Source organism: Amaricoccus solimangrovi, assembly GCF_006385685.1.
Taxonomy (GTDB): Bacteria; Pseudomonadota; Alphaproteobacteria; order Rhodobacterales; family Rhodobacteraceae; genus Amaricoccus; species Amaricoccus solimangrovi.
In genome coordinates this window covers 55,498-73,996 of sequence record NZ_VFRP01000017.1, presented here as the reverse complement: position 1 = coordinate 73,996, position 18,499 = coordinate 55,498, and the positions used below count along the sequence as shown (strand labels likewise).

At 68.0% G+C, this 18,499-nt stretch carries 16 protein-coding genes; 12 read left to right on the top strand and 4 right to left on the bottom strand.

The genetic code is table 11. The annotated features are described in order from the left end of the window. Positions 1-7 precede the first annotated feature (7 nt). Positions 8-988, top strand: coding sequence for a nucleotidyltransferase family protein (locus FJM51_RS15850; protein ID WP_140455116.1), 981 nt, complete (start codon positions 8-10; stop codon positions 986-988). Positions 989-1,192: 204 nt separating this feature from the next. Beyond that, positions 1,193-1,453, top strand: coding sequence for a hypothetical protein (locus tag FJM51_RS15845; protein ID WP_181164588.1), 261 nt, complete (start codon positions 1,193-1,195; stop codon positions 1,451-1,453). Positions 1,454-1,465: 12 nt separating this feature from the next. Here the strand turns inward: FJM51_RS15845 and FJM51_RS15840 are convergent, their stop codons facing one another. Beyond that, entirely contained in the window at positions 1,466-2,218 is a 753-nt protein-coding gene (locus FJM51_RS15840; RefSeq protein WP_181164587.1) for a class I SAM-dependent methyltransferase, read from the bottom strand. A 191-nt stretch (positions 2,219-2,409) separates the two neighbouring features. Between FJM51_RS15840 and FJM51_RS15835 the strand changes: the two genes are divergently transcribed. From FJM51_RS15835 to FJM51_RS15805, 7 genes are all read left to right on the top strand, one after another. Beyond that, positions 2,410-4,128, top strand: a complete 1,719-nt coding sequence (locus FJM51_RS15835) for a DNRLRE domain-containing protein (RefSeq protein WP_140455113.1) — start codon at positions 2,410-2,412, stop codon at positions 4,126-4,128. A 119-nt stretch (positions 4,129-4,247) separates the two neighbouring features. Then, complete coding sequence (locus FJM51_RS15830) at positions 4,248-5,750, top strand: lipopolysaccharide biosynthesis protein (RefSeq protein ID WP_210240305.1); 1,503 nt, start codon at positions 4,248-4,250, stop codon at positions 5,748-5,750. Further along, positions 5,747-7,291: a hypothetical protein gene (locus FJM51_RS15825; RefSeq protein ID WP_140455112.1), complete on the top strand. Its 1,545-nt coding sequence runs from the start codon at positions 5,747-5,749 to the stop codon at positions 7,289-7,291. Before FJM51_RS15830 ends, FJM51_RS15825 begins: the two co-directional genes overlap by 4 nt. An 18-nt stretch (positions 7,292-7,309) precedes the next feature. Beyond that, positions 7,310-8,347, top strand: a complete 1,038-nt coding sequence (locus tag FJM51_RS15820) for a hypothetical protein (protein WP_140455111.1) — start codon at positions 7,310-7,312, stop codon at positions 8,345-8,347. Positions 8,348-8,439: 92 nt separating this feature from the next. Further along, positions 8,440-9,606, top strand: coding sequence for a glycosyltransferase (locus FJM51_RS15815; protein WP_140455110.1), 1,167 nt, complete (start codon positions 8,440-8,442; stop codon positions 9,604-9,606). Beyond that, complete coding sequence (locus FJM51_RS15810; RefSeq protein ID WP_181164586.1) at positions 9,599-10,351, top strand: AAA family ATPase; 753 nt, start codon at positions 9,599-9,601, stop codon at positions 10,349-10,351. Before FJM51_RS15815 ends, FJM51_RS15810 begins: the two co-directional genes overlap by 8 nt. A 334-nt stretch (positions 10,352-10,685) precedes the next feature. Continuing rightward, positions 10,686-11,726, top strand: a complete 1,041-nt coding sequence (locus tag FJM51_RS15805) for a replication initiator protein A (RefSeq protein WP_233713150.1) — start codon at positions 10,686-10,688, stop codon at positions 11,724-11,726. Positions 11,727-11,796: 70 nt separating this feature from the next. On the opposite strand, the gene FJM51_RS15800 is transcribed toward FJM51_RS15805, so the two are convergent. Further along, positions 11,797-12,216, bottom strand: a complete 420-nt coding sequence (locus FJM51_RS15800; RefSeq protein ID WP_140455108.1) for a DoxX family protein — start codon at positions 12,214-12,216, stop codon at positions 11,797-11,799. Between the two features lie 127 nt (positions 12,217-12,343). Here FJM51_RS15800 and FJM51_RS15795 point away from each other — a divergent pair, with 127 nt between their 5' ends. After that, positions 12,344-13,249 carry a LysR family transcriptional regulator gene (locus FJM51_RS15795; protein WP_140455107.1) on the top strand — a complete coding sequence of 302 codons (906 nt, stop codon included), beginning with the start codon at positions 12,344-12,346 and terminating at the stop codon, positions 13,247-13,249. Between the two features lie 11 nt (positions 13,250-13,260). Here FJM51_RS15795 and FJM51_RS15790 read toward each other — a convergent pair whose 3' ends face one another. Then, a complete protein-coding gene (locus FJM51_RS15790; RefSeq protein WP_181164585.1) occupies positions 13,261-15,180 on the bottom strand; it encodes a caspase family protein in 1,920 nt (639 codons plus the stop codon). 207 nt (positions 15,181-15,387) lie between these two features. Here FJM51_RS15790 and FJM51_RS15785 point away from each other — a divergent pair, with 207 nt between their 5' ends. Both FJM51_RS15785 and FJM51_RS15780 read left to right on the top strand, forming a co-directional pair. Next, the gene (locus tag FJM51_RS15785; protein ID WP_140455105.1) at positions 15,388-16,080 is read left to right on the top strand and encodes a tetratricopeptide repeat protein; all 693 of its coding nucleotides are present in this window, start codon (positions 15,388-15,390) and stop codon (positions 16,078-16,080) included. A 406-nt stretch (positions 16,081-16,486) separates the two neighbouring features. Next, entirely contained in the window at positions 16,487-17,113 is a 627-nt protein-coding gene (locus FJM51_RS15780) for a sugar transferase (protein ID WP_438502763.1), read from the top strand. Positions 17,114-17,331: 218 nt separating this feature from the next. Here the strand turns inward: FJM51_RS15780 and FJM51_RS15775 are convergent, their stop codons facing one another. After that, a complete protein-coding gene (locus FJM51_RS15775; protein WP_140455103.1) occupies positions 17,332-17,961 on the bottom strand; it encodes an outer membrane protein in 630 nt (209 codons plus the stop codon). Positions 17,962-18,499: the final 538 nt, after the last annotated feature.

Sequence of the window (18,499 nt, the reverse complement as noted above, 5' to 3'; positions counted from 1 at the left end):
CGCCAAGATGAAGTCCCGCGCCGGAACGCTCGACATGCTGCTCGCCGCGCTCGACGGACGGCCGCCGCCCGCGACCGACTGGGACGCGGTGATCGCGCTTGCGAACCGTTCCCTGCTGACGCCGACGCTCTGCCAGGCGCTGCGGCGGGCCGGCGCGCTCGACGGGCTGCCCGCCGACGCGGCCGATTTCCTCGCCTTCATCGACGCGCGGAACCTGGAGCGGAACCGGAGGCTGCGCGCCCAGCTCGGCGCGGTGATCGCGGCGCTGAACCGGCGGGGGATCACGCCCGTGCTGCTGAAAGGCGCGGCGCCGCTCTACGCCGCCCCGGAGCGTTGCCCTCCCGCGCGGATCACGAGCGATCTCGACATCGGCGTTCCCGCCGCGCGGCTGCGGATGGCGCGGGCCGCGCTTCGGCGGATCGGCTACGCCGCCCTCCCCGGCGCGCGCGAGATGGCCCGGACGGGCGATCCGGGCGTGGTCGACCTGCGGGCCAGCGCCGCCTCGGGAACCGAGGTCGCGCGCGGTCCGCTTCGCGCCATCGTTCCGTCCCCGGAGGCGCGCGCGCTGCACTGGATCCTGCACGACCTTCTCAAGGAGGGCGACTACTGGCGCGGCCGGATCGACCTGCGGCATCTGCGTGATCTCGCGGAACTGGCGGCGGCCGAACCGGTGGACTGGGGCGCCGTGCGCGCCGCCGGCGCCGATCGCGCGACGCGCAATGCGATCGACACCCAGCTCGTCACCCTCGCGGATCTGTTCGGAACGCGGGTACCCGCCGAATCCCGGCACCTCCTCACCCGGCTGCAGCACGCGCGCCGCCTTTTCACCGCGCGGTATCGCGTGATCGGCGCGCCGCTGCGCCTCGCCGGACAGATCGCCTGGATCGCGCACCGGACCCGGCGCGCCGACGACCTGATGGCGCGCGGCCCGGGCGATCTCCTTCGCCGCGCCGTCCGCGTCTTCGGGGAATCGCGCGCCAAGCTCTGAACCGCTCGCCCCGCGGAGGAGTGAAATTCGGGCGGATAATCGGAATTATGGTTAATTCCAAAGAGGTATATGCCTAGTACTTGTGAAAAAAAGGCCTCCGCTCAATACTTCGAGATCCTTCAGAGGGGCATCGCGGAAATGGACCTGAAGAACGAATTCTCCGACCCCCCCGCCGGTCCGGAAGATCCAGAGCGGCGTCGTTTCATGGAAAGGGCGGGACGTTTCGCGGCGGTGACGCCGCCCGCCATGACGCTCCTGCTCGGGACGAGCCTCGGATCGCGGGCGATCGCGGGCTCGGCGGGGCTGCCACACCATCACCCCGGACCGAAGCCTCCCCATCCGAAGCCGAAACCGCCTCATCCGAAATCGCGCCGGCCGAAGCCGAAGCCGCACCAGTCGAAGCCAAAATCGAAGCCCAAGTCCAAACCGGAGCCGAGCCGCAAGGGCGGAGTCGGCGTGCACTGACCATTCTGGCGTTCAGTCCCGCTTCTCGAAGACAAGCTCGAATCTCTCCGAATAATCCTTATTGATCAAATACTGTATTCCCGTAAAAAAGCGCCACACGAAATATACCGGCATCAGAAATGTGAAGTAGGTTGAATAGTATGACTGATTGACCGGAAATGACGGGTTCAGACCATGTTTCGATGCGAGATCGGAAATTTCCCGGACCGTGCAGCGGTCGTAGAAGGCCGGAAACCCGTCGCCGCTCTTGTGGGGGAAAAGGAAGAACAGCAGCCTCCGCTTCAGGACCTCGGGAAGGATCCGGTTCAGCCGGGCATAGAGCGCGAAGCGGCAGGTGGTCTTGACGTAGATCTTGCCGTTCGGCCGCGCCATCATTGCCAGGCCCCCAATCGCGCGGTCCATGTCGCGCACATGTTCGAGCGTGTTGCGGCAGATGATCCGGTCGTAGCTTTCGGACATCTCCCCGGGAACATCCGTGATGTCGACGACGCGCACGCGGCTGTAGATGCCGGGCGGCGCGCTTCGAAGCTCGGTGTCGTCGATATCGAGCCCCTCGTAGGCGACGCCATTCCACGCATGATCGGGGTATTTCAGCCGCGCCGGCTGCTTCCCCCCTCCGACATCCGCGACCCGATGCTCCGGCCGGATCTCGGTCAGAAAGCGTTCCAGGGAAGCGTTCTCGCTGTCCCGCACCAGGACCCTGTCCAGGGACGAGCACAGCCGGGTGTTCCAGGAGAAAAAATCCGCCAGCACGTGATGCTCCATGTCGTCCGCGATACCGAAATTCCTCGAGCAGCTACCGCAAGCATAACAACAACAGGATGAAATAATCAACATGAATACGAAATAAAATGATTCCAGAAGGCGCGACAAAATAGCACGCGATCGTGTTAATCGATATCGGATTCGATCCTGCGCGCCAGTTGATTGAAGCAACTTGAAGGTGAGATAGCATCATGCCCACCGTAAGTTTCCAGCAATCTCAAAACGGGTATTCATCTACTCAGGACACGATAATCCGGGAGAAGAGTCCGAATTCCGACTACAGGTCGCTCGACAGGGTCAACGTGGACGGCTCGGACAGTTCCGGCAAGGTGATCCAGGGCCTGCTCTATTTCGGTGACCTGTTCGGGGACGGTCCCGGACAGATCCCGGTCGGGGCGACGATCACCTCGGCGACGCTCACCATCAATGTCACGGACAATACCGGGGATGCCTTCTCGCTGAACCGGATGCTGCTCGACTGGCACCACGCGCCGAGCTGGACGTGGAACGCCTATGGCAACGGCATCCAGACCGATGGCGTCGAAGCGGTCGCGGCGCCCGACCTGACCCGGCCGGCGGGCATCGCCAGCGGGCTGGGCGAACTCGACGTGACCACGAGCCTCCAAGCCTGGAGCGGCGGGGCGGCGAACCATGGCTGGCTGCTCTCGATGAGCGGCGGCAACGGCTGGGAATTCGACTCCTCCGAAGGGGGATTCGCGCCCCAGCTCAACGTCACCTACACCCTCCCAAGCGCCCAGCTCGTGATCGGAGAATCCGGCGGCGACACCGTGGTGACCGAGGGGGGCGCCGGCGATTCCGTCACCGTCGCCCTCGGGTCGGCCCCGACCGCGAACGTGACCGTCGCCATCGCCGGGACATCCGACATCGACGCGACCCCCACGCTCCTGACCTTCACGCCGACCGACTGGAACGTCGCGCGCACGGTCACGGTCTCGGCCATCGACGACACGCTCGTCGAGGGGCAGGAAACCTCCCCCCTGTCCTTCACCGCGTCGAGCGCCGATTCCGCCTATCAGGGCAAGAGTGCCACGGTGAACGTCGTCGTCCACGACAACGACGCCCTTCCTCCGCCGACGACGTCGCCGACCGTCGTGGCGGTACATGACACGACCCTCTACAAGGCCGGCGATCCCTCCGGCTACGGCTGCTCCGATCCCTCGGGCCTCGCCTATGTGCCGGGTCTCGACCGGATCTTCATCGCCGATTCCGAGCACGAGGAAAAGCCGTTCTACAGTCCCACCAATGTCTTCACGATCCGGACGGACGGGACGCAGGCCGGATCCGCCAGCCTCACGAGCTTCTGCAAGGAGCCGACCGGCTTCGCCTATGACAATGACAACGGCTATCTCTACATCACCGACGACGACGCCGACCGGCTCTTCTGGGTCGATCCCGCCGCGCCGGGGACCAAGGTCGGGGAGATCAATGTCAGGGCCTTCGGGATCACCGACGCCGAGGATCCCGCCTACGACCCGGACACCGGCCATATGTTCATGCTCGACGGGGTGACGGACCGGATGTTCGAGCTCACCACCAGCGGCCAGTTGGTCGCCGTGGTCAACCTGCCCTCGGCGGTGACAGAACCGGAGGCAATGGCCTACGATCCCTATGCCGATCTCTTCTATTTCGCCGGCGGCGCCACCAGCGGAAAGATCTTCACCGTCGACGGGAACGGCGATCTCGTCTCCACCCTCACCCTGCTGAACGACGCGGAATACCGCAGCGACAGCGGCCACAAGCCGAAGATCAAGGGCCTGACGCTGGCCCCGAGCAGCGACCCGAACGACGGCCACCACATGAACCTCTACGCCGCGGATTACGGCGCGGACCAGGTGGCGGACGGGCGGCTCTTCGAGATCGACATGGGGATTACATGGCCGATCGCCTGAGTTCCGGATCCGGCCGCGGGAAGATAACCCGAGAGGATTACAGGATAACTCTCCGCGTATGTTGCTTTGCCGGGGACCGACTCTAAGCTGATCGCCGTTGACGGGGGATGGAAAGTCGCATGACGGCCAAGACGCGGCGTCTGACCGAGAAGACGGTGTCCGGGCTGGCCTGGACCTCGCTCGCGATGGGGAGCCAGGCGGTGCTGCAACTCGCCGCGCTCGTCATTCTCTCCCGGCTGCTGCCGCCGGCGCAATTCGGCCTGTTCTCGGCCGCGATGGTGGTGGCCGGGCTCTGCGCGATCTTCTACGAACTCGGCGTCGGGCCGGCGATCGTCCAGCGTCCGGAACTCGAACCCCGGCACATCCGCGCCGGCTTCACGTTGTCGGTGGCGCTGAGCCTCGCGGTCGGTCTGCTCGTCTGGCTCGGCGCGCCCGCGATCGCATCTCTCTTCCGCATCCCCGATCTCGAGCCGGTGGCCCGGATCATGGCGCTCGCCTTTCCGCTCCAGGGGATCTCGACGGTGGCGCAGTCGCTCGCGCAGCGCAACCTGCGCTTCGGCTGGCTCGCCCTCGTCGACACCGCCGCCTTCGCCGCCGGCTACCTTCTCGTCGCCCCGGCGCTGACGCTGCTTCACGCCGGGGTCTGGGCGCTCGTCGGCGCCTATCTCGCGCAGCAGACGCTGCGCGCGATCCTCCTCCTCATCGGCCAGCCCCATGCGAAGCGGCCGCTTCTCGAAGCCGCCGCGACGCGGGAACTGCTCTATTTCGGCGCCGGCTTCACGCTTGCCCGGATCGGCAACTACATCGCCGGCCAGGGCGACAACCTCGTGGTCGGGCGCTGGCTCGGCCAGCAGGCGCTCGGCTTCTACGCCCATGCCTACCAGCTGATGGCCACGCCCGCGCTGATGCTCGGCCAGGTGCTCGACCGCGTGCTCTTCCCCGCCATGGCGCTGGTGCAGGCCGAGCCCGCGCGGCTGATCCGGGCCTATCGCGGCGGCGTCTTCACCTGCGCGCTCGTGATCCTGCCGACCAGCATGGTGATCTTCATCCTGGCCGACGAGATCGTGCTGCTGCTGCTCGGACCGGCCTGGGCCGGCGTCGCCGATCCGCTGCGGATCCTCGCCTGGGCGATGCTGTTCCGCGCCAGCTACAAGATGAGCGACACGATCGCCCGGGCCACCGGCGCGGTCTATGCGCGGGCCTGGCGTCAGGCGCTCTTCGCCGCGGCGGTGATCGGCTTCTCGGTGATCGGCCAGGCCTGGGGACTCGGCGGCGTGGCCTGCGGCGTCTTCGCCGCGCTCGCGGTGAATTTCCTGACCATGGCCAGCCTCAGCCTGCGTCTCACCGGCATGGGCTGGGCCGATTTCGCCCGGGCGCATCTGCCGGGGATCGTGCTCGCGATCCTGGTCGGCGTGACGGGCGCGCTCGCCGCCGACTGGCTCCGCGCCGCGCAGGCGGGCGCGCTCCTGACGGTGGCGGGCACCGCCGGGCTCGGCGGGATCACCGGGGCGGCCGCCCTGTTCCTGCGGCCCGGGTTCTTCATGGGTCCGGATGGCGAACGGCTGCTGCGCGCGGTCTCGAACGTGATCCGGCCGAAACAGCTGGGTGAGGTGGGCGAATGAGAGAGAGCGCGCGGCTGAGGGAAGCCGGGGCCGGACCGGACATGGCCGGCCTCGAGGTCACGACCGCGCTGTTCGCGGATCTGGACGCGGCCGGGATCCGCTACTGCCACTGGAAGAGCAACGAGCATCTCGGCCCGGCCCTCGAAGGGCTGACCGATCTCGACGTGCTGGTCGACCCCCGGCAGCAGCGCGCGCTCCAGGAGATCCTGGCGGCGCGGAACTACAAGCGTTTCGACGCGGTGGGGAGCAAGCGCTATCCCGCCGTCGAGGATCACTTCGGCTTCGATCCCGCCACCGGCCGTATCGCGCATCTGCACCTGCATTACCGGCTCACCCTCGGACAGCCGCATCTGAAGGGCTACCGCCTGCCCTGGGAACGGCGCGTGCTCGAGACCCGGATCTTCGACGCCGGGCACGGCATCCACGTCGCCGCGCCCGAGATGGAGATGCTGCTGCTGCTCACGCGCCGCGTGCTGAAGCGGCGGTTCCGCGACCGGTTCCGGCGGCCGCGCCCCGCCGGGGCGCCGCCGACCGACTTCCGCCGCGAATTCGACTGGCTGCGCGCGCGCGTCTCGCCCGAGACCCTCGCCCCCCTCGCCCGCGACCTGCTCGGACCCGAGGCCGAGGCGCCGCTCCGCGCGCTGCTCGACGATCCCGAGGATCCCGCCGCGCGCCGGGCCTTCGCCCGGGCCGCGCAGGCGAGGCTCCGGCACTTCCGGACCTACGGCCCGATCCGCTCGGCGCTTCTCGCGGCGCTGCGCGAGGCGCAATGGATCGGCGACGCGCTGAACCGGCGGCTGTTCCATTCGCCGACGCCGATGCGCCGGATCTCGCCGCGGGGCGGCGTGGTCATCGTGCTGCTGGGATCGGACGGATCGGGCAAGTCGAGCCTCGCGCGGGAGCTGTCGGACTGGCTCGGCGTGAAGTTCGACGTGACGCGGATCTATTTCGGCAGCGGCCAAGGCCCGGCCTCGCTCTACCGGCAGCCGCTGCGGCTGGCGCGGCACCTGGTCGAGCGGATCGCCCCGCCTTCTCCGGCGCGGCCCGACGCGGCGGACCGGCGCTCGCCGGCGGAGGGGCGCGGCGCGCTCCGCGCGATCGGCCTGCTGCCCTGGGCGCTCACGCTCAGCCTCGAGAAGCGGGCCAAGCTGCGCCGGATGATCCAGGCGCGCAATCGTGGCCAGATCGTCCTCTGCGACCGCTTCGCCCAAGGGGAATTTCCCGGTTTCAACGACGGCGCGCTGCTCGGCCATCTGCGGGAATCCCGCTGGGGGCTCGCCCGCGCACTCGCCGCCTGGGAGGAGGTTCCCTACCGCCGCGGCGCCGTCGATCCGCCGGATCTCGTGCTGAAGCTCTTCGCCCCGGCGGATGTGATCGCGACGCGGCGGCCCGAGATGACCCTTCCGCAGATCCAGCGCCGCCTCGACACGGTGCGGGCGCTGAGCTTTCCGGGCTCCGAGACGGTGCGGGAGGTGCGCACGGACGGCTCCCTCGAGGAAACCGCGCTTGCGATCAAGTGCCATGTCTGGGAGCTGCTCTAGAACGGGCGGAGAAACGGCATGACGCGAGCGGGAGGAGGCGGGCGTAACCGGTGCTGTGCCGCGCTCCTGCTGCTGGCGCAGATTGCCGCCTCCGGCGCCGCGGCCGAGGTGATCGACCTCAGCGGCGAGCACGGCTACGATCCGGTCGTCCTGCGCGACCTCGGCCCCGGCTCGGTGATCGACGCCCGCTCGGCGATGTTTCGCCCGGCCAACAGCCGGAACACCAATCCCTCCGCCGAGGCCGGCTGCGAGATCGGACCGCTCCCGGTGAACGCCTATCCGCTCCGGATCTATCGCGCCCCCGCCGCGCTCCTGATCGGCGGAACCTTCGACGGCGAGGTGCCGCAAGCCTCGGACTGGGAACACAGCTACTGCAACAGCGCGGCGATCGCGATCTTCGACAGCCCGCGCATGATCGTCGAGCGCGCGCGGGTGCGCCGGGCCTGGGACGGCGCGCGCTTCTCCGGCGCCTCGGATTTCCTTGTCCTCGGAAGATCCTGGTTCAGCGAGATCCGGGACGATTGTCTCGAGAACGACTTCCTGAACGACGGTCTGGTCGAGGACGTGCTGTTCGACGGCTGCTTCTCCGGCATCAGCATGCGGCAGTTGCCGAGCCGCGCCGCGGACGGATCGGCGCGCACGCTGACGCTGCTCGGCGCGCTGATCCGCGTCACCTCCTATCCCTATCGCGGCGAGATGCGGACCGGGCCGCCGATCAAGGCCGGGGCGGCCTCGCCGCGGCTGCGCGTGATCGACAGCGTCTTCGCGATGGAGGGGAACGCCATCGTCAGCCGCTCCCAGCTTGCCGCCGGCTGGGAGCGGATCTCCGACTGCCGGGGCAACCTGTTCCTCTGGATGTCCGACCGGCCCTGGCCCCCCGGGTTCAAGCGGCCGCCCTCCTGCTTCCGCTTCGTCCAGGGGCCGGAAGCGCGCGCGCTCTGGCGGGAGGTCCGCGACAACTGGATCGGCTGCCATCCGAACATGCGCCGCTTCGAGGATGATCCGGCGCCCGAGACGGCGGAATGCGACGCGCTTTCCTACGGCAGGCAGTACTGATCATCGTGATTAATCCACATGTATTATAGCTCCTCAGATCAATTGTAGCGATTTCATCATTTTGCGTTCCTTCCAGAAAAGAGGGAACGCGGATGAGGATTGTCCATATACTGACACGTCTTCTTCGGGCGGGATCGGAGGAGAACACGCTCCTGACCTGCGCCGGACAGATCGCGGATGGCCATGAGGTCATCCTCGTGCATGGCCACGAATATCTGCCGGGCTTCGCCGAGCAGACCGCGCCGGGGATCAGGACGCTCGAGGTGAAGGCCCTGACGCGGGAACTCAATCCGGTCGCCGACCTGACCGCCTATGGCGAGATCCTGCGGCTCCTGCGCCGGCTTCGGCCCGACATCGTTCACACGCACCAGTCGAAGGCGGGGATCGTCGGCCGGTTCGCCGCGGCCGGGGCCGGAGTGCCCGTGGTGGTGCATGGCGTCCATATCCTGCCGTTCCTGGGCGAGACCGGGGCGAAGAGGATGGTCTATCTCTATTCGGAACTCGCCGCCGCGAAGGTCACCCACGCCTTCATCCATGTCAGCGACGGGATGCGGAACGCCTGCCTGACACATGGAGTCGGCCGAGACGCGCCGCACCACATCGTCCGCTCCGGGTTCAGCCTTCGCCGCTTCGCCGAGGCCGCGCCGCCCGAGGACTGGCGGCGGATCCTGCGCCTCGCCCCGGGCGAGAGGCGGCCGCCGGTGATCGCGATGCTGTCGGCGCTCGAACCGCGCAAGCGGCATCTCGAACTGCTCGATCACGCGCGCGCGCTGCTGGCACTCTGTCCGGATACCCGGATCCTGCTCGCGGGAGAGGGATTCCTGCGGCCCGCGATCGAGGCCCGTATCGCCGCGCTCGGCCTTTCCGACCGAATCCTGCTGCTCGGCTTCCGGGACGATCCGGAACGGGTCATCGCGATGGCCGATGTCTGCGTCCACTGCGCCGACCGCGAAGGTCTGCCCCGCTCGGTCCTGCAGTATCTCGCGGCCGGCCGGCCCACGGTGCTGTTCGATCTGCCCGGCATCGAGGAGATCATCACCAACGGCGTGAACGGCATCGTTGTCCGGCAGGGGGACTGGACCGAATTCGTCGAGGCCGTCGCCGACCTGCTCCGGATCGCCGATACGCGGGAAGCCTTCGCCGAGCGGGCGCGGCACACCCGGCTCGACGCCTGGGACACCGCGGTGATGTCGCGCCATACGCTGGAGATCTACCAGGATCTCGCCGGGCAGGCGCGGCCGGTCCCCGCCCTTGCCTAGGGATCCGGTCCCCCGGCTGGAGTTCTTCGGCCTCCCGGGGTCCGGCAAGACGACGCTCGCCCGCGCCTGCTGGAACCTGCTGGAGCGGGAGGAGCCGCCGCCGGTCTTCGCACCCCGGCTCACCCATGACGACTGGCCGGGTGCGCGGCGGACGCCGGCGCGGCTCGGCCTGATCCTGCGCGCCCTGCCGGGCGCCCCCACTGAACGCCGCGCCGCCCGGCGGATCGCGGCGATCCCGCAGCACGGGCCGCGGGATCGTGCCAAGGTGGTCTTCAACGCGCTGACCGTCGCCGCGCTCTATCGGCGGCTTCGAAACGCGCCGGGAGGCTATCTCGTCGACCAAGGGCTGCTCCAGGCGATCTGGTCGGCCTATCTGCGCGCGCCCGTTCCCTTCTCGCCGGAATCCTGGCGGGAGATCCTCGCACCGGGCGCGACCCCGGGGCGGACCTATGTCTGCGTGGTGACTCCGGTCAGGACCTGTGTCCGTCGGCTGGATGCGCGGTTCGAACGGCATTCCAGGCTGCAATCCGGGGGCCTGCTGGAGGACGCGGCGGTGTGGAGCCGCGCCGAGGCGATCCGCGCCGCGCTGGTCGAAACCCTCATCGCCGGGAGCTCCGCTTCCCCGGCCGCTCCGCCCCGGGTCATCCTGGCCGATGGGACCTACGATCCCGAAAGCTCGGCGGTACGCATTCTCATGGCGCTTCGGGGCACGCCCCGCCGCTCGCGTCTGCGCGTTCCGGCATAACACCGGCATTCTCCCGGATTTCCGCGGTATCGGTTCGATCTCCTGGTTCCGCGCTCACGCGGATTCCGAGCGGCGGTTGGTGCGTGCTGAGTTAATATGGGTTAAATAATGGGTTAAGCTGTGGATAAGTGTCCGCAAGCCCTTGGAATGGATCGGGATTCTGAAACCGCTGGTGTGTGATAACACGAAAGATGGTGTGTGATAACACGATAGTAGGTGGGTGAAAGCACGAAAAACTTGACGTGGTGGGTGAAAGCACGAAAGCTGGGGATCCGGTGTGTGAAAACACGAATCAGCGGGGTTGAGTGGGTGAAAGCACGATTCGGGGGTTTGGGTGCCTGAAAGCGCGAAGGAACGCTCGCCGCTGCTGCCGGACCGGATGCAGTCCGCCGATTTCTTCGTCTGCGACATTCTCGACGCGGCGCCGAAGGGCGACATGGCCTCGATGGAGCACCCGGTCTTCTCGATCGCGACCAAGCCTGACAGGAACGTGCGCCGCTACGAGAACGGGCGGAACTTCGTCGAGATCACGCCTTCGGTGAAGGGGCTGGCGACCGTTCACGACCGCGACGTGCTGATCTTCGCGATCAGCCAGCTCATGGCGGCGCAGAACGAGGGCCGGCCGGTCAGCCGGGCGATCCGCTTCAAGGCCTTCGATCTCCTGAACGCGACCAACCGGGGCACCGACGGGCGCGGCTACCAGCAGTTGCGCGCGGCGATGGAGCGGCTGCGGGGCACGACGATCACCACCAATGTCACGACCGGCGACGTGGAGATCCTCGATGGTTTCGGCCTGATCGACAGTTTCCGGATCGTGCGCGAGACGCGCGAGGGACGGATGCACGAGATCGAGGTCACCCTCTCGGACTGGGTCCTGAACGCGGTGACCGCGCGCGAGGTGCTGACGCTGCACCGGAACTACTTCCGGCTCAGGAAGCCGCTCGAGCGCCGGCTCTACGAGATCGCGCGCAAGCATTGCGGGCAGGCGGCGTCCTGGAAGATCGGGCTCGGCAAGCTCAAGTCGAAATGCGGCTCCTATTCGACCGACAAGGAGTTCCGCCGGCTGCTCGCGAACATCGTCGCCGAGGATGCCGCCCACGCGCACATGCCCGACTACAGCATCGAGATGGACGAGGAATTCGTGACCTTTCGCGCGCGTGGCTCGGTCCCGGCGCGCGAGGACGAGATCTTCGAGGGCGTGCTCGACCCCGAGGCCTACGAGGATGCCCGCTCGGTCGCGCCGGGCTGGGACGTCTATCATCTCGAGGGCGAATGGCGCCGCTGGTGCGGTCAGCAGGAGATCGAGCCGAAGCGCCCGGGCAAGCATTTCGTGAGCTTCTGCGCCTCCTGGCACGCCCGCCACGGTGATCCCTGAAGGGTCCCGGGAACACGGGCGGCGCCGGCCGCTTTCGCGGGCCGGCGCCGGAGGAGCGGGGGAAGGACGCTCAGCCGCGGTCGAGCGACAGCCGGCCGGCCCCGAAGGCGATGACCTGCAGCAGACCGCCGGCGATCGCGATGTTCTTGAAGAAGTGGATGAACTGGTTCTGGTCCGCGAGATCGGCGTGGAAGAACACCGCCGTGGCGAGGGTGAAGACGGCGAGCACCGAGGCGACCAGCCGCGTGCGCAGGCCAGCCACGAGCGCGATCCCGCCCAGGAGTTCGACGGCGATGGCCCCGAGCGCGGCGAGCGTAGGCGCGGGCAGGCCGACGGCGGCGATGTAATCCACGGTTCCGGCGAGGCCGGTGACCTTGGAGAAGCCGCTGAGCAGGAAGATCGCGGCGATCAGGAGCCTGCCGGCCGCGGCGGCATAGTCGGCGCCGGCGAGCGGGAGGGAGGCGGAGAAGGTTTCGGTCCGGGTGGTCATGACGGAACTCCTTGCATTGAGGGAGGCTTCGGCGGCTTTCGGGCCGAAGCTGATGGACACCCAGATAGACCTTGCCTACTCTTCATATAACTGGGATAAAATTCTCCAAAACGTTCGGAAAACCTGAATGGTTGACGTCGCCCAGCCGAGCCTTGACCATCTGCGCGTCTTTCTCGCCGTGGTGGACGAGGGCAGCTTCAACCGCGCCGCGAAACGGCTCGGCCGTGCGATCTCGGTGGTGAGCTACGCGGTCGCCACGCTCGAGGCGCAGCTCGGCGTCGCGCTCTTCGACCGCGCGGGATCCCGTCGCCCGGTCCTGACCGAGCGCGGCCGGGCGCTGCTCGCGGAGATCCGCGCCGTGGCGGACGACGTCGACGCGCTGATGGCCAAGGTCCGGAGCCTCAGCCGGGGTCTGGAGCCCGAACTGGCGCTGGTGGTCGATGTCATGGTGCCGGGCACCGCCATCGCCGCCGTGCTGCGCGAATTCCAGGACAGCTTTCCGACCGTGACCCTGCGTCTGCATGTCGAGGCCCTGGGCGCCGTAGCCGCGCTGGTGCTCGACGGACGCGCCGATCTCGGCATCGGCGGGCCGATCACGCCGGAGGACCGGGATCTCGAGCGGGAGGCGCTGGGGGCGGTCGAACTGGTGCCGGTGGCGGCGCCCTCGCATCCTCTCGCCCGCGCGGAGCGGCCGCGCCCGGGCGAGGCGCGCGCGCATCTGCAACTCGTTCTGACGGACCGCTCGGATCTGACCGTCGGCCGCGATTTCTCGGTCCTGAGCCCGCGAAGCTGGCGGCTCGCGGATCTCGGCGCCAAGCACGCGCTGCTGCGCGAGGGGATCGGCTGGGGCAACATGCCGCGCCACGCGGTGCGGGAGGATCTCGACCGCGGCGCGCTGGTGGAGCTTGCCCTGCCGGAGGGGCCGGGGCTCGCCTATCCGTTCAGCGCGCTTCGCCGCAAGGACACCCTGCCCGGCCCGGCCGCCCGCTGGGCGCTGGAGGCATTCCGCGCGCGCCTGTCCGGCCCCGGCTGAGGCGGCCCCCTCTATTCGCAGCGCGCGTCCTCGGGCGGCACGTCGTTGCGCCGCGCCGCCTGGAGCCAGCGCCGGCCCTCGGCCGGATCCCTCTCCACGCCCCGGCCGGCCATGTAGGCGCAGGCCAGATTCCTCTGGCCATAGCCGTAGTCGGCCTCCGCCGAGCGCCGGTACCAGTCGGCGGCGGTGACCGCGTTCCGGGGCACGCCGGCGCCGGTATCGAACATGCCGCCGTAGGTGTTCTGGGAATCGGCATTGCCCTTGCGCGCCGCCTCGCCGATCAGCGCGACGATCTCGATGGGGCGCAGATCCCCGGTGGCGGAGGCGCCGAGATCGCGCTGGAACGCCGACGCCGCGCGCTTCGAGGCCGGCCCGAACTTTCCGTCCAGCTCACCATTGTAATAGCCGAGGCCCTTCAGCGCGATCTGGATCAGATAGGGCGAGACCACCGCCTCGAGGGTGGCGATCGACCGCGGCGAGAGGTCCGCCTCGGCGATGATGTCCGCGGGCGTTCCGGCGGAGGGGCGCTCCGGCGTCGCGGGCGGCGCGAGCGTCAGCGCCCGGCCGGAATCGCCGGCATCGGGCGGGGGCGCCGCCATCGTGACCGTGATATCCGCGGGCGGTTGGCCCGATGACCCTTCCGATGTCTGATCGGCGGGCGGACCGGGGGGAGCCGCGGGGGGCGGAGCAGCGGCGGCGGCCTGAGCGGCCTCCATGCGCTGGCGGAGGACCGGCACCCAGGGCGAATCCGGGAAGCGGGCGATATAGGCTTCCATCTCGGCCGGATCGTCGGAGGCGAGCAGGCGCGAGCCGAGCGCGCTCTGCAGCAGGGTCTTCGCCGCGCTGGAATAGGGGCCGGCGGGATAGTTGCGCAGGAATTTCTCATAGGCTTCGGCAGCCCCGCTCCGCTGCGCCGCCTCCCAGGCCGCGCGCTCCGCCGCCGGGTCGCGCAGCGCGTGGGCCCGGACCTTGGCGGCGCTGGCGAAATCGCTCTCGGGATAATTTCCCAGGAATTCCTCGAAGGCGATCGGCTCGTCGCTGTCGACGATGGCGCGCCAGGCCGCGATGGAGGGGTCGACCACGGGTTCGACCGGCTTGACGGCGACCGGGTTGAACTGGAAATCGCCGAGCATCGCGTCTTCCGCCCAGGGCGTCTGGTGGTTGCTGGTCGCCCGCACCACGTCGGCGCGCACATCGCCGAACATCACCCGCACATCGACGTTCTCCTCGCCGATATGGGCGAGCAGCGCCGTAGTGAACGGGCTGTTGCGCTGGTTCTGGCCGTCGAGCGCCACGGCGCCAGCGGCCGTGGCATAGGCGATGTACCAGCCGCCGGCGCGGTCGACATCCATGCCGACCAGCCCGGAATTGGCGTCCAGGCTCCGGCCGAGCTGCCCCGAATTCTGCCGCAGTTGCTTTGCGAGCGGATTGTCGCGGCAGGCGTCGAGGATCACCATCTTGAGCGGCGCGCGGCTGGCCTCGAGCGTGTCGCGTACATCCGAGAGGTTGAGCGTGCCGTAGCGCAGGCTGAGCTTGTCCTTGATCCGCGCGCGAACCGGCACGAGGTAGTTTTCGCCCTCCATCGCCATGCCGTGGCCCGCGTAGTAGAACAGCGCCACGTCGGCGCCGGTGGCCGCCTCGCCGAAATCGCGCAGCGCGCCCAACATCTCCTCGGCGTCCCCGTCGGTGATGAGGGTCACGTCGAAATGGAGCGTCCTGAGCGCGGCGGCGATGTCGGTGGCGTCGTTCGGCGGGTTCGGCAGAGTGCCGAGCTCGCCATAGGCGCCGTTGCCGATCACCAGCGCGACGCGCTTGCCCGTCGGGATCTCCGCGTCGGGGTTGGTTTCGGCCAAGGTGGGACCGAGCGGGGCCAGAAACGCCGCGGCGAGGACCAGAAGGAGTCGGAGGACGGCGGCGGGATGGGGTCGCATGCGAAGTCTCCCAGGGCTTGCGCGCATATCCGGGCGGATGCCGTCGCGCGGGGCCGGAGGCCGGCCTGAAATGGGAAGTCCGGCGCCGTCGATCCGGCCGGCCGGAAGTATAGAGCATATCGGCCGATTCGGGGTCATGATCCCTGACGGGTTTGGCGCGCGGCCCGGCCATGCTATCCTTGCCCTTCGTGATGGCGGGAGGGCGGAATGGGCGGACGCTTCTTGACGCTGCTGGTCTCCGGGCTGCTCGCCCTGGCCGGCCCGGCCGGCGCGCAGGGCGCGAATTTCGCGGCTCCGAAACCTCCGGGGAAAACCTCCGCGCCCGCCCCCGCGCCGATCCAGCCGCGGGCCCCCGCGCCCCAGGCCGCGCCGGCCGCCACCCAGCCGCGCGCCGCGGCGCCGGCCAGCGCCTGCGCGCGGGTGACCGAGGGGTGGATCGACTACCGCCCGCTGAACGATTCGCCGGTGGCGCAGGGCCGCGCGAGTTCGGGCGAGCTCTTCGTCGCGGCCGATGCCTGCCGGAGCGAGCAGGCGGCGGCGCCGGGCGATCGGAGGATCGCCTTCGCCCTCGCCCGCACCTTCGAGGTCACCGGCAAGGGCGCCCAGGCCACGCCGCTGTTCCGGCAACTCGCGGACGGGGGATATCCGCCCGCGACGACCCAGCTCGCCCGCGCCTACCGGGTCGGCAGCGGGGTCATCCGCGACCAGACCCGGTCCTGCGATCTCTATGTGAAGGCGGCGAAGGCGGGGGACCCCTGGGCCTTCAACCCCGCCGCCGATTGCCTGTCCTTCCTCGATTACGGGCACGATCCGAAGCAGGCCTGCCGCTATTTCCAGAAATCGCTCGCCAGCGGCACCTTCCAGACGATCAATCTCTCGCGCCAGGACTATTGCCAGTAGCCGCCGGGTCTCGCCGCGATGGGCCGTCGCCAACGGCGATCATTCGCGCGCGGCCCGGGCCGCGATTTCGCATCCGCGAGATGAGCTTCGAACCACTTTCCTCTTGGCGGGTTTCCGCGCGTTCACTCGCAATACGGAAAAATCGGATTGGAATATGGCTCTTGCGAGTTGACACAGCCAGCCGTTAACGTTCTATTAACGTAAAAGTAAGCGCCCAACGGGTCGATCTGGGTCGCATGGCGATTGCCTTCCGGGGGGGACTGGAAGCGCATTTTAACTAGTGCGAGGTAGTATGAGTTTTTCTCCCAACGGATCTTCTCCCCGGCATGCCCAGACCGCCGCTGCGATGGACAATTCGCCCGCCGCGTGTGAATTCTTCGAAGATCGGAGCACGGCGCAGGATTTCCTGCCCCGGTCGGGCGGCTTTTATCGCACCCGCGGCAAGCGCGTTTTCGATATCGTCGTGGCTTCGCTGATGCTCGTCGCCTTCGCGCCTCTGATGCTGGCGCTGACCGCGCTCGTGGCCATCGACGGGGGGCGGCCGTTCTACGCCCATCCCCGCGTCGGCCTGCGCGGCAGGACCTTCGGCTGCCTCAAGTTCCGCTCGATGTGCCTCGGCGCCGCCGAGATGCTGCCCCGGATCCTGGCTTCCGATCCGGTGGCCGCCGCCGAGTGGGAAGCGGACCACAAGCTCACCAACGACCCCCGGGTCACGCGGATCGGGGCCTTCCTGCGCAAGTCGAGCCTCGACGAACTGCCGCAGCTCTTCTGCGTGCTGCGCGGCGACATGAGCCTGGTGGGTCCCCGGCCGATCACGGAGCCGGAGCTGTTCCGCTACGGCCCGGCCCGCTCGGCCTATCTGGCGATGCGCCCGGGCCTCACCGGTCCCTGGCAGGTCAAGGGGCGCAACGACATCTCCTACGACAACCGGGTGACGCTCGACGTGAACTATGGTCGCAAGGTCACATTCCGCCGCGACGTCAAGATCATGGCGCTGACGGCGCTCTCGATGCTCCGCCTCACCGGCAGGTGAGCGGGGCGCGGGTTCCGGCCCGGGACCATCTGATCGAAGAGCCTTGGGAATGAGCGGATGCGCCCGTCGGGCGAATTCCGCTCATTGGTTGTGAGCGAGGAGGCCGCGCCGCTCTCTAAGTGGGGCGGCGGCCATGCCACCGCAAAGGCGGTTCCGCCGCCCTCGTTTCGCAGGAAGATCCGTGAAGGTACCCCTTCACGGATCTCTCGTCTCGGCGGTCAGAAGTTGTACTTGTAGCCGAACAGGACGTCCACGCTTTCATAGCCGGAATCGAAGCTGTAGTCGTTGTCGCCTTCGATCGTCTGGTCCGTGATGCTGAAGTAGCGGATCTCGGTATAGAGACTGGCCTGGAGCGATACATCGTATCCGACGCCGGCGATGACCTGATAGGCGAAGTTGTAGTCCGAATCCATCTCGAGATCGTCGCGATCATAAGCGAGATCTCCCACGCCGAGGCCCGCGCCGACATAGGGGTGGAGCGAACTCATCGTGCCCGAGGACGGAAATTCATAGAGCGCGTTGATCATGACGGCGTTCGAGGAACTCGAGCCGCTGTCGGTGTTGCGCGTGTTCTCGAGATACGCGTCGGCGTCGCGGTAGACATATTCGATCTCGATGTCGACGTTCGGCCTGTAGGCGAAGCCGATCGCCGCGCCCAGCCCGTAGCCGCTGTCGAAATCGAGGCCGCTCGGCCGTCCGGTTCCGTCGCGATCGAGGGTGAAGTCCTGATCCTGCGGAATGCTCCAGCCGCCGAAGAGCTTGAAATAGGTGCCCTGCGCATTGGCGATCTGCGCGGCTAGAAGGATCGAGGCGGACGCGCCGGCCGCGATGCAATGCTTCAGCTTCATGGATACGGTCTCCCAACAAGGTCGTTACGCACGGACAATCACAAACGCTGTGGTTCGGTCGTAATAGGCGGTCTCGGAATGAATTGATGCTGTGCGTGGGCTTGGTCACGCAAGCGATTTTTGAGTCGCGCGCGAACCTGTTCGGTGACGAAGCCGCTGAATCCTCGCTCGAACGCCGGTGCCCGCTGCCCGGCGGCGAATGTGAACGCCCCGATCCGTTGGTAGATCCTCCCGGCCAGTGGAATCCGCCTGCTTCAGGTCCGTGATCTGCTCGCCCTGCGAGTTCAGGCGCGCAGGGCGCCCCACTGGAATATGCGTTCAGGCGGCGGCGCCTCGCGCATAAGGTTAACGCCCGTTGACATGAATCCGCATTTGATGTCCAATCGGAATAGTATGGCGGCGTGACCGGTTGTCACGTAGGTTGTTGAGTTAGTTAGGTTTTACTGAGTGACAGGAGTTCGGTTCATGACTTTGCCATCGGATGGATCGGGATCCTCGGCCAGATGGAGCCAGATGGATCTCTGGTCGCGGGAGGCTC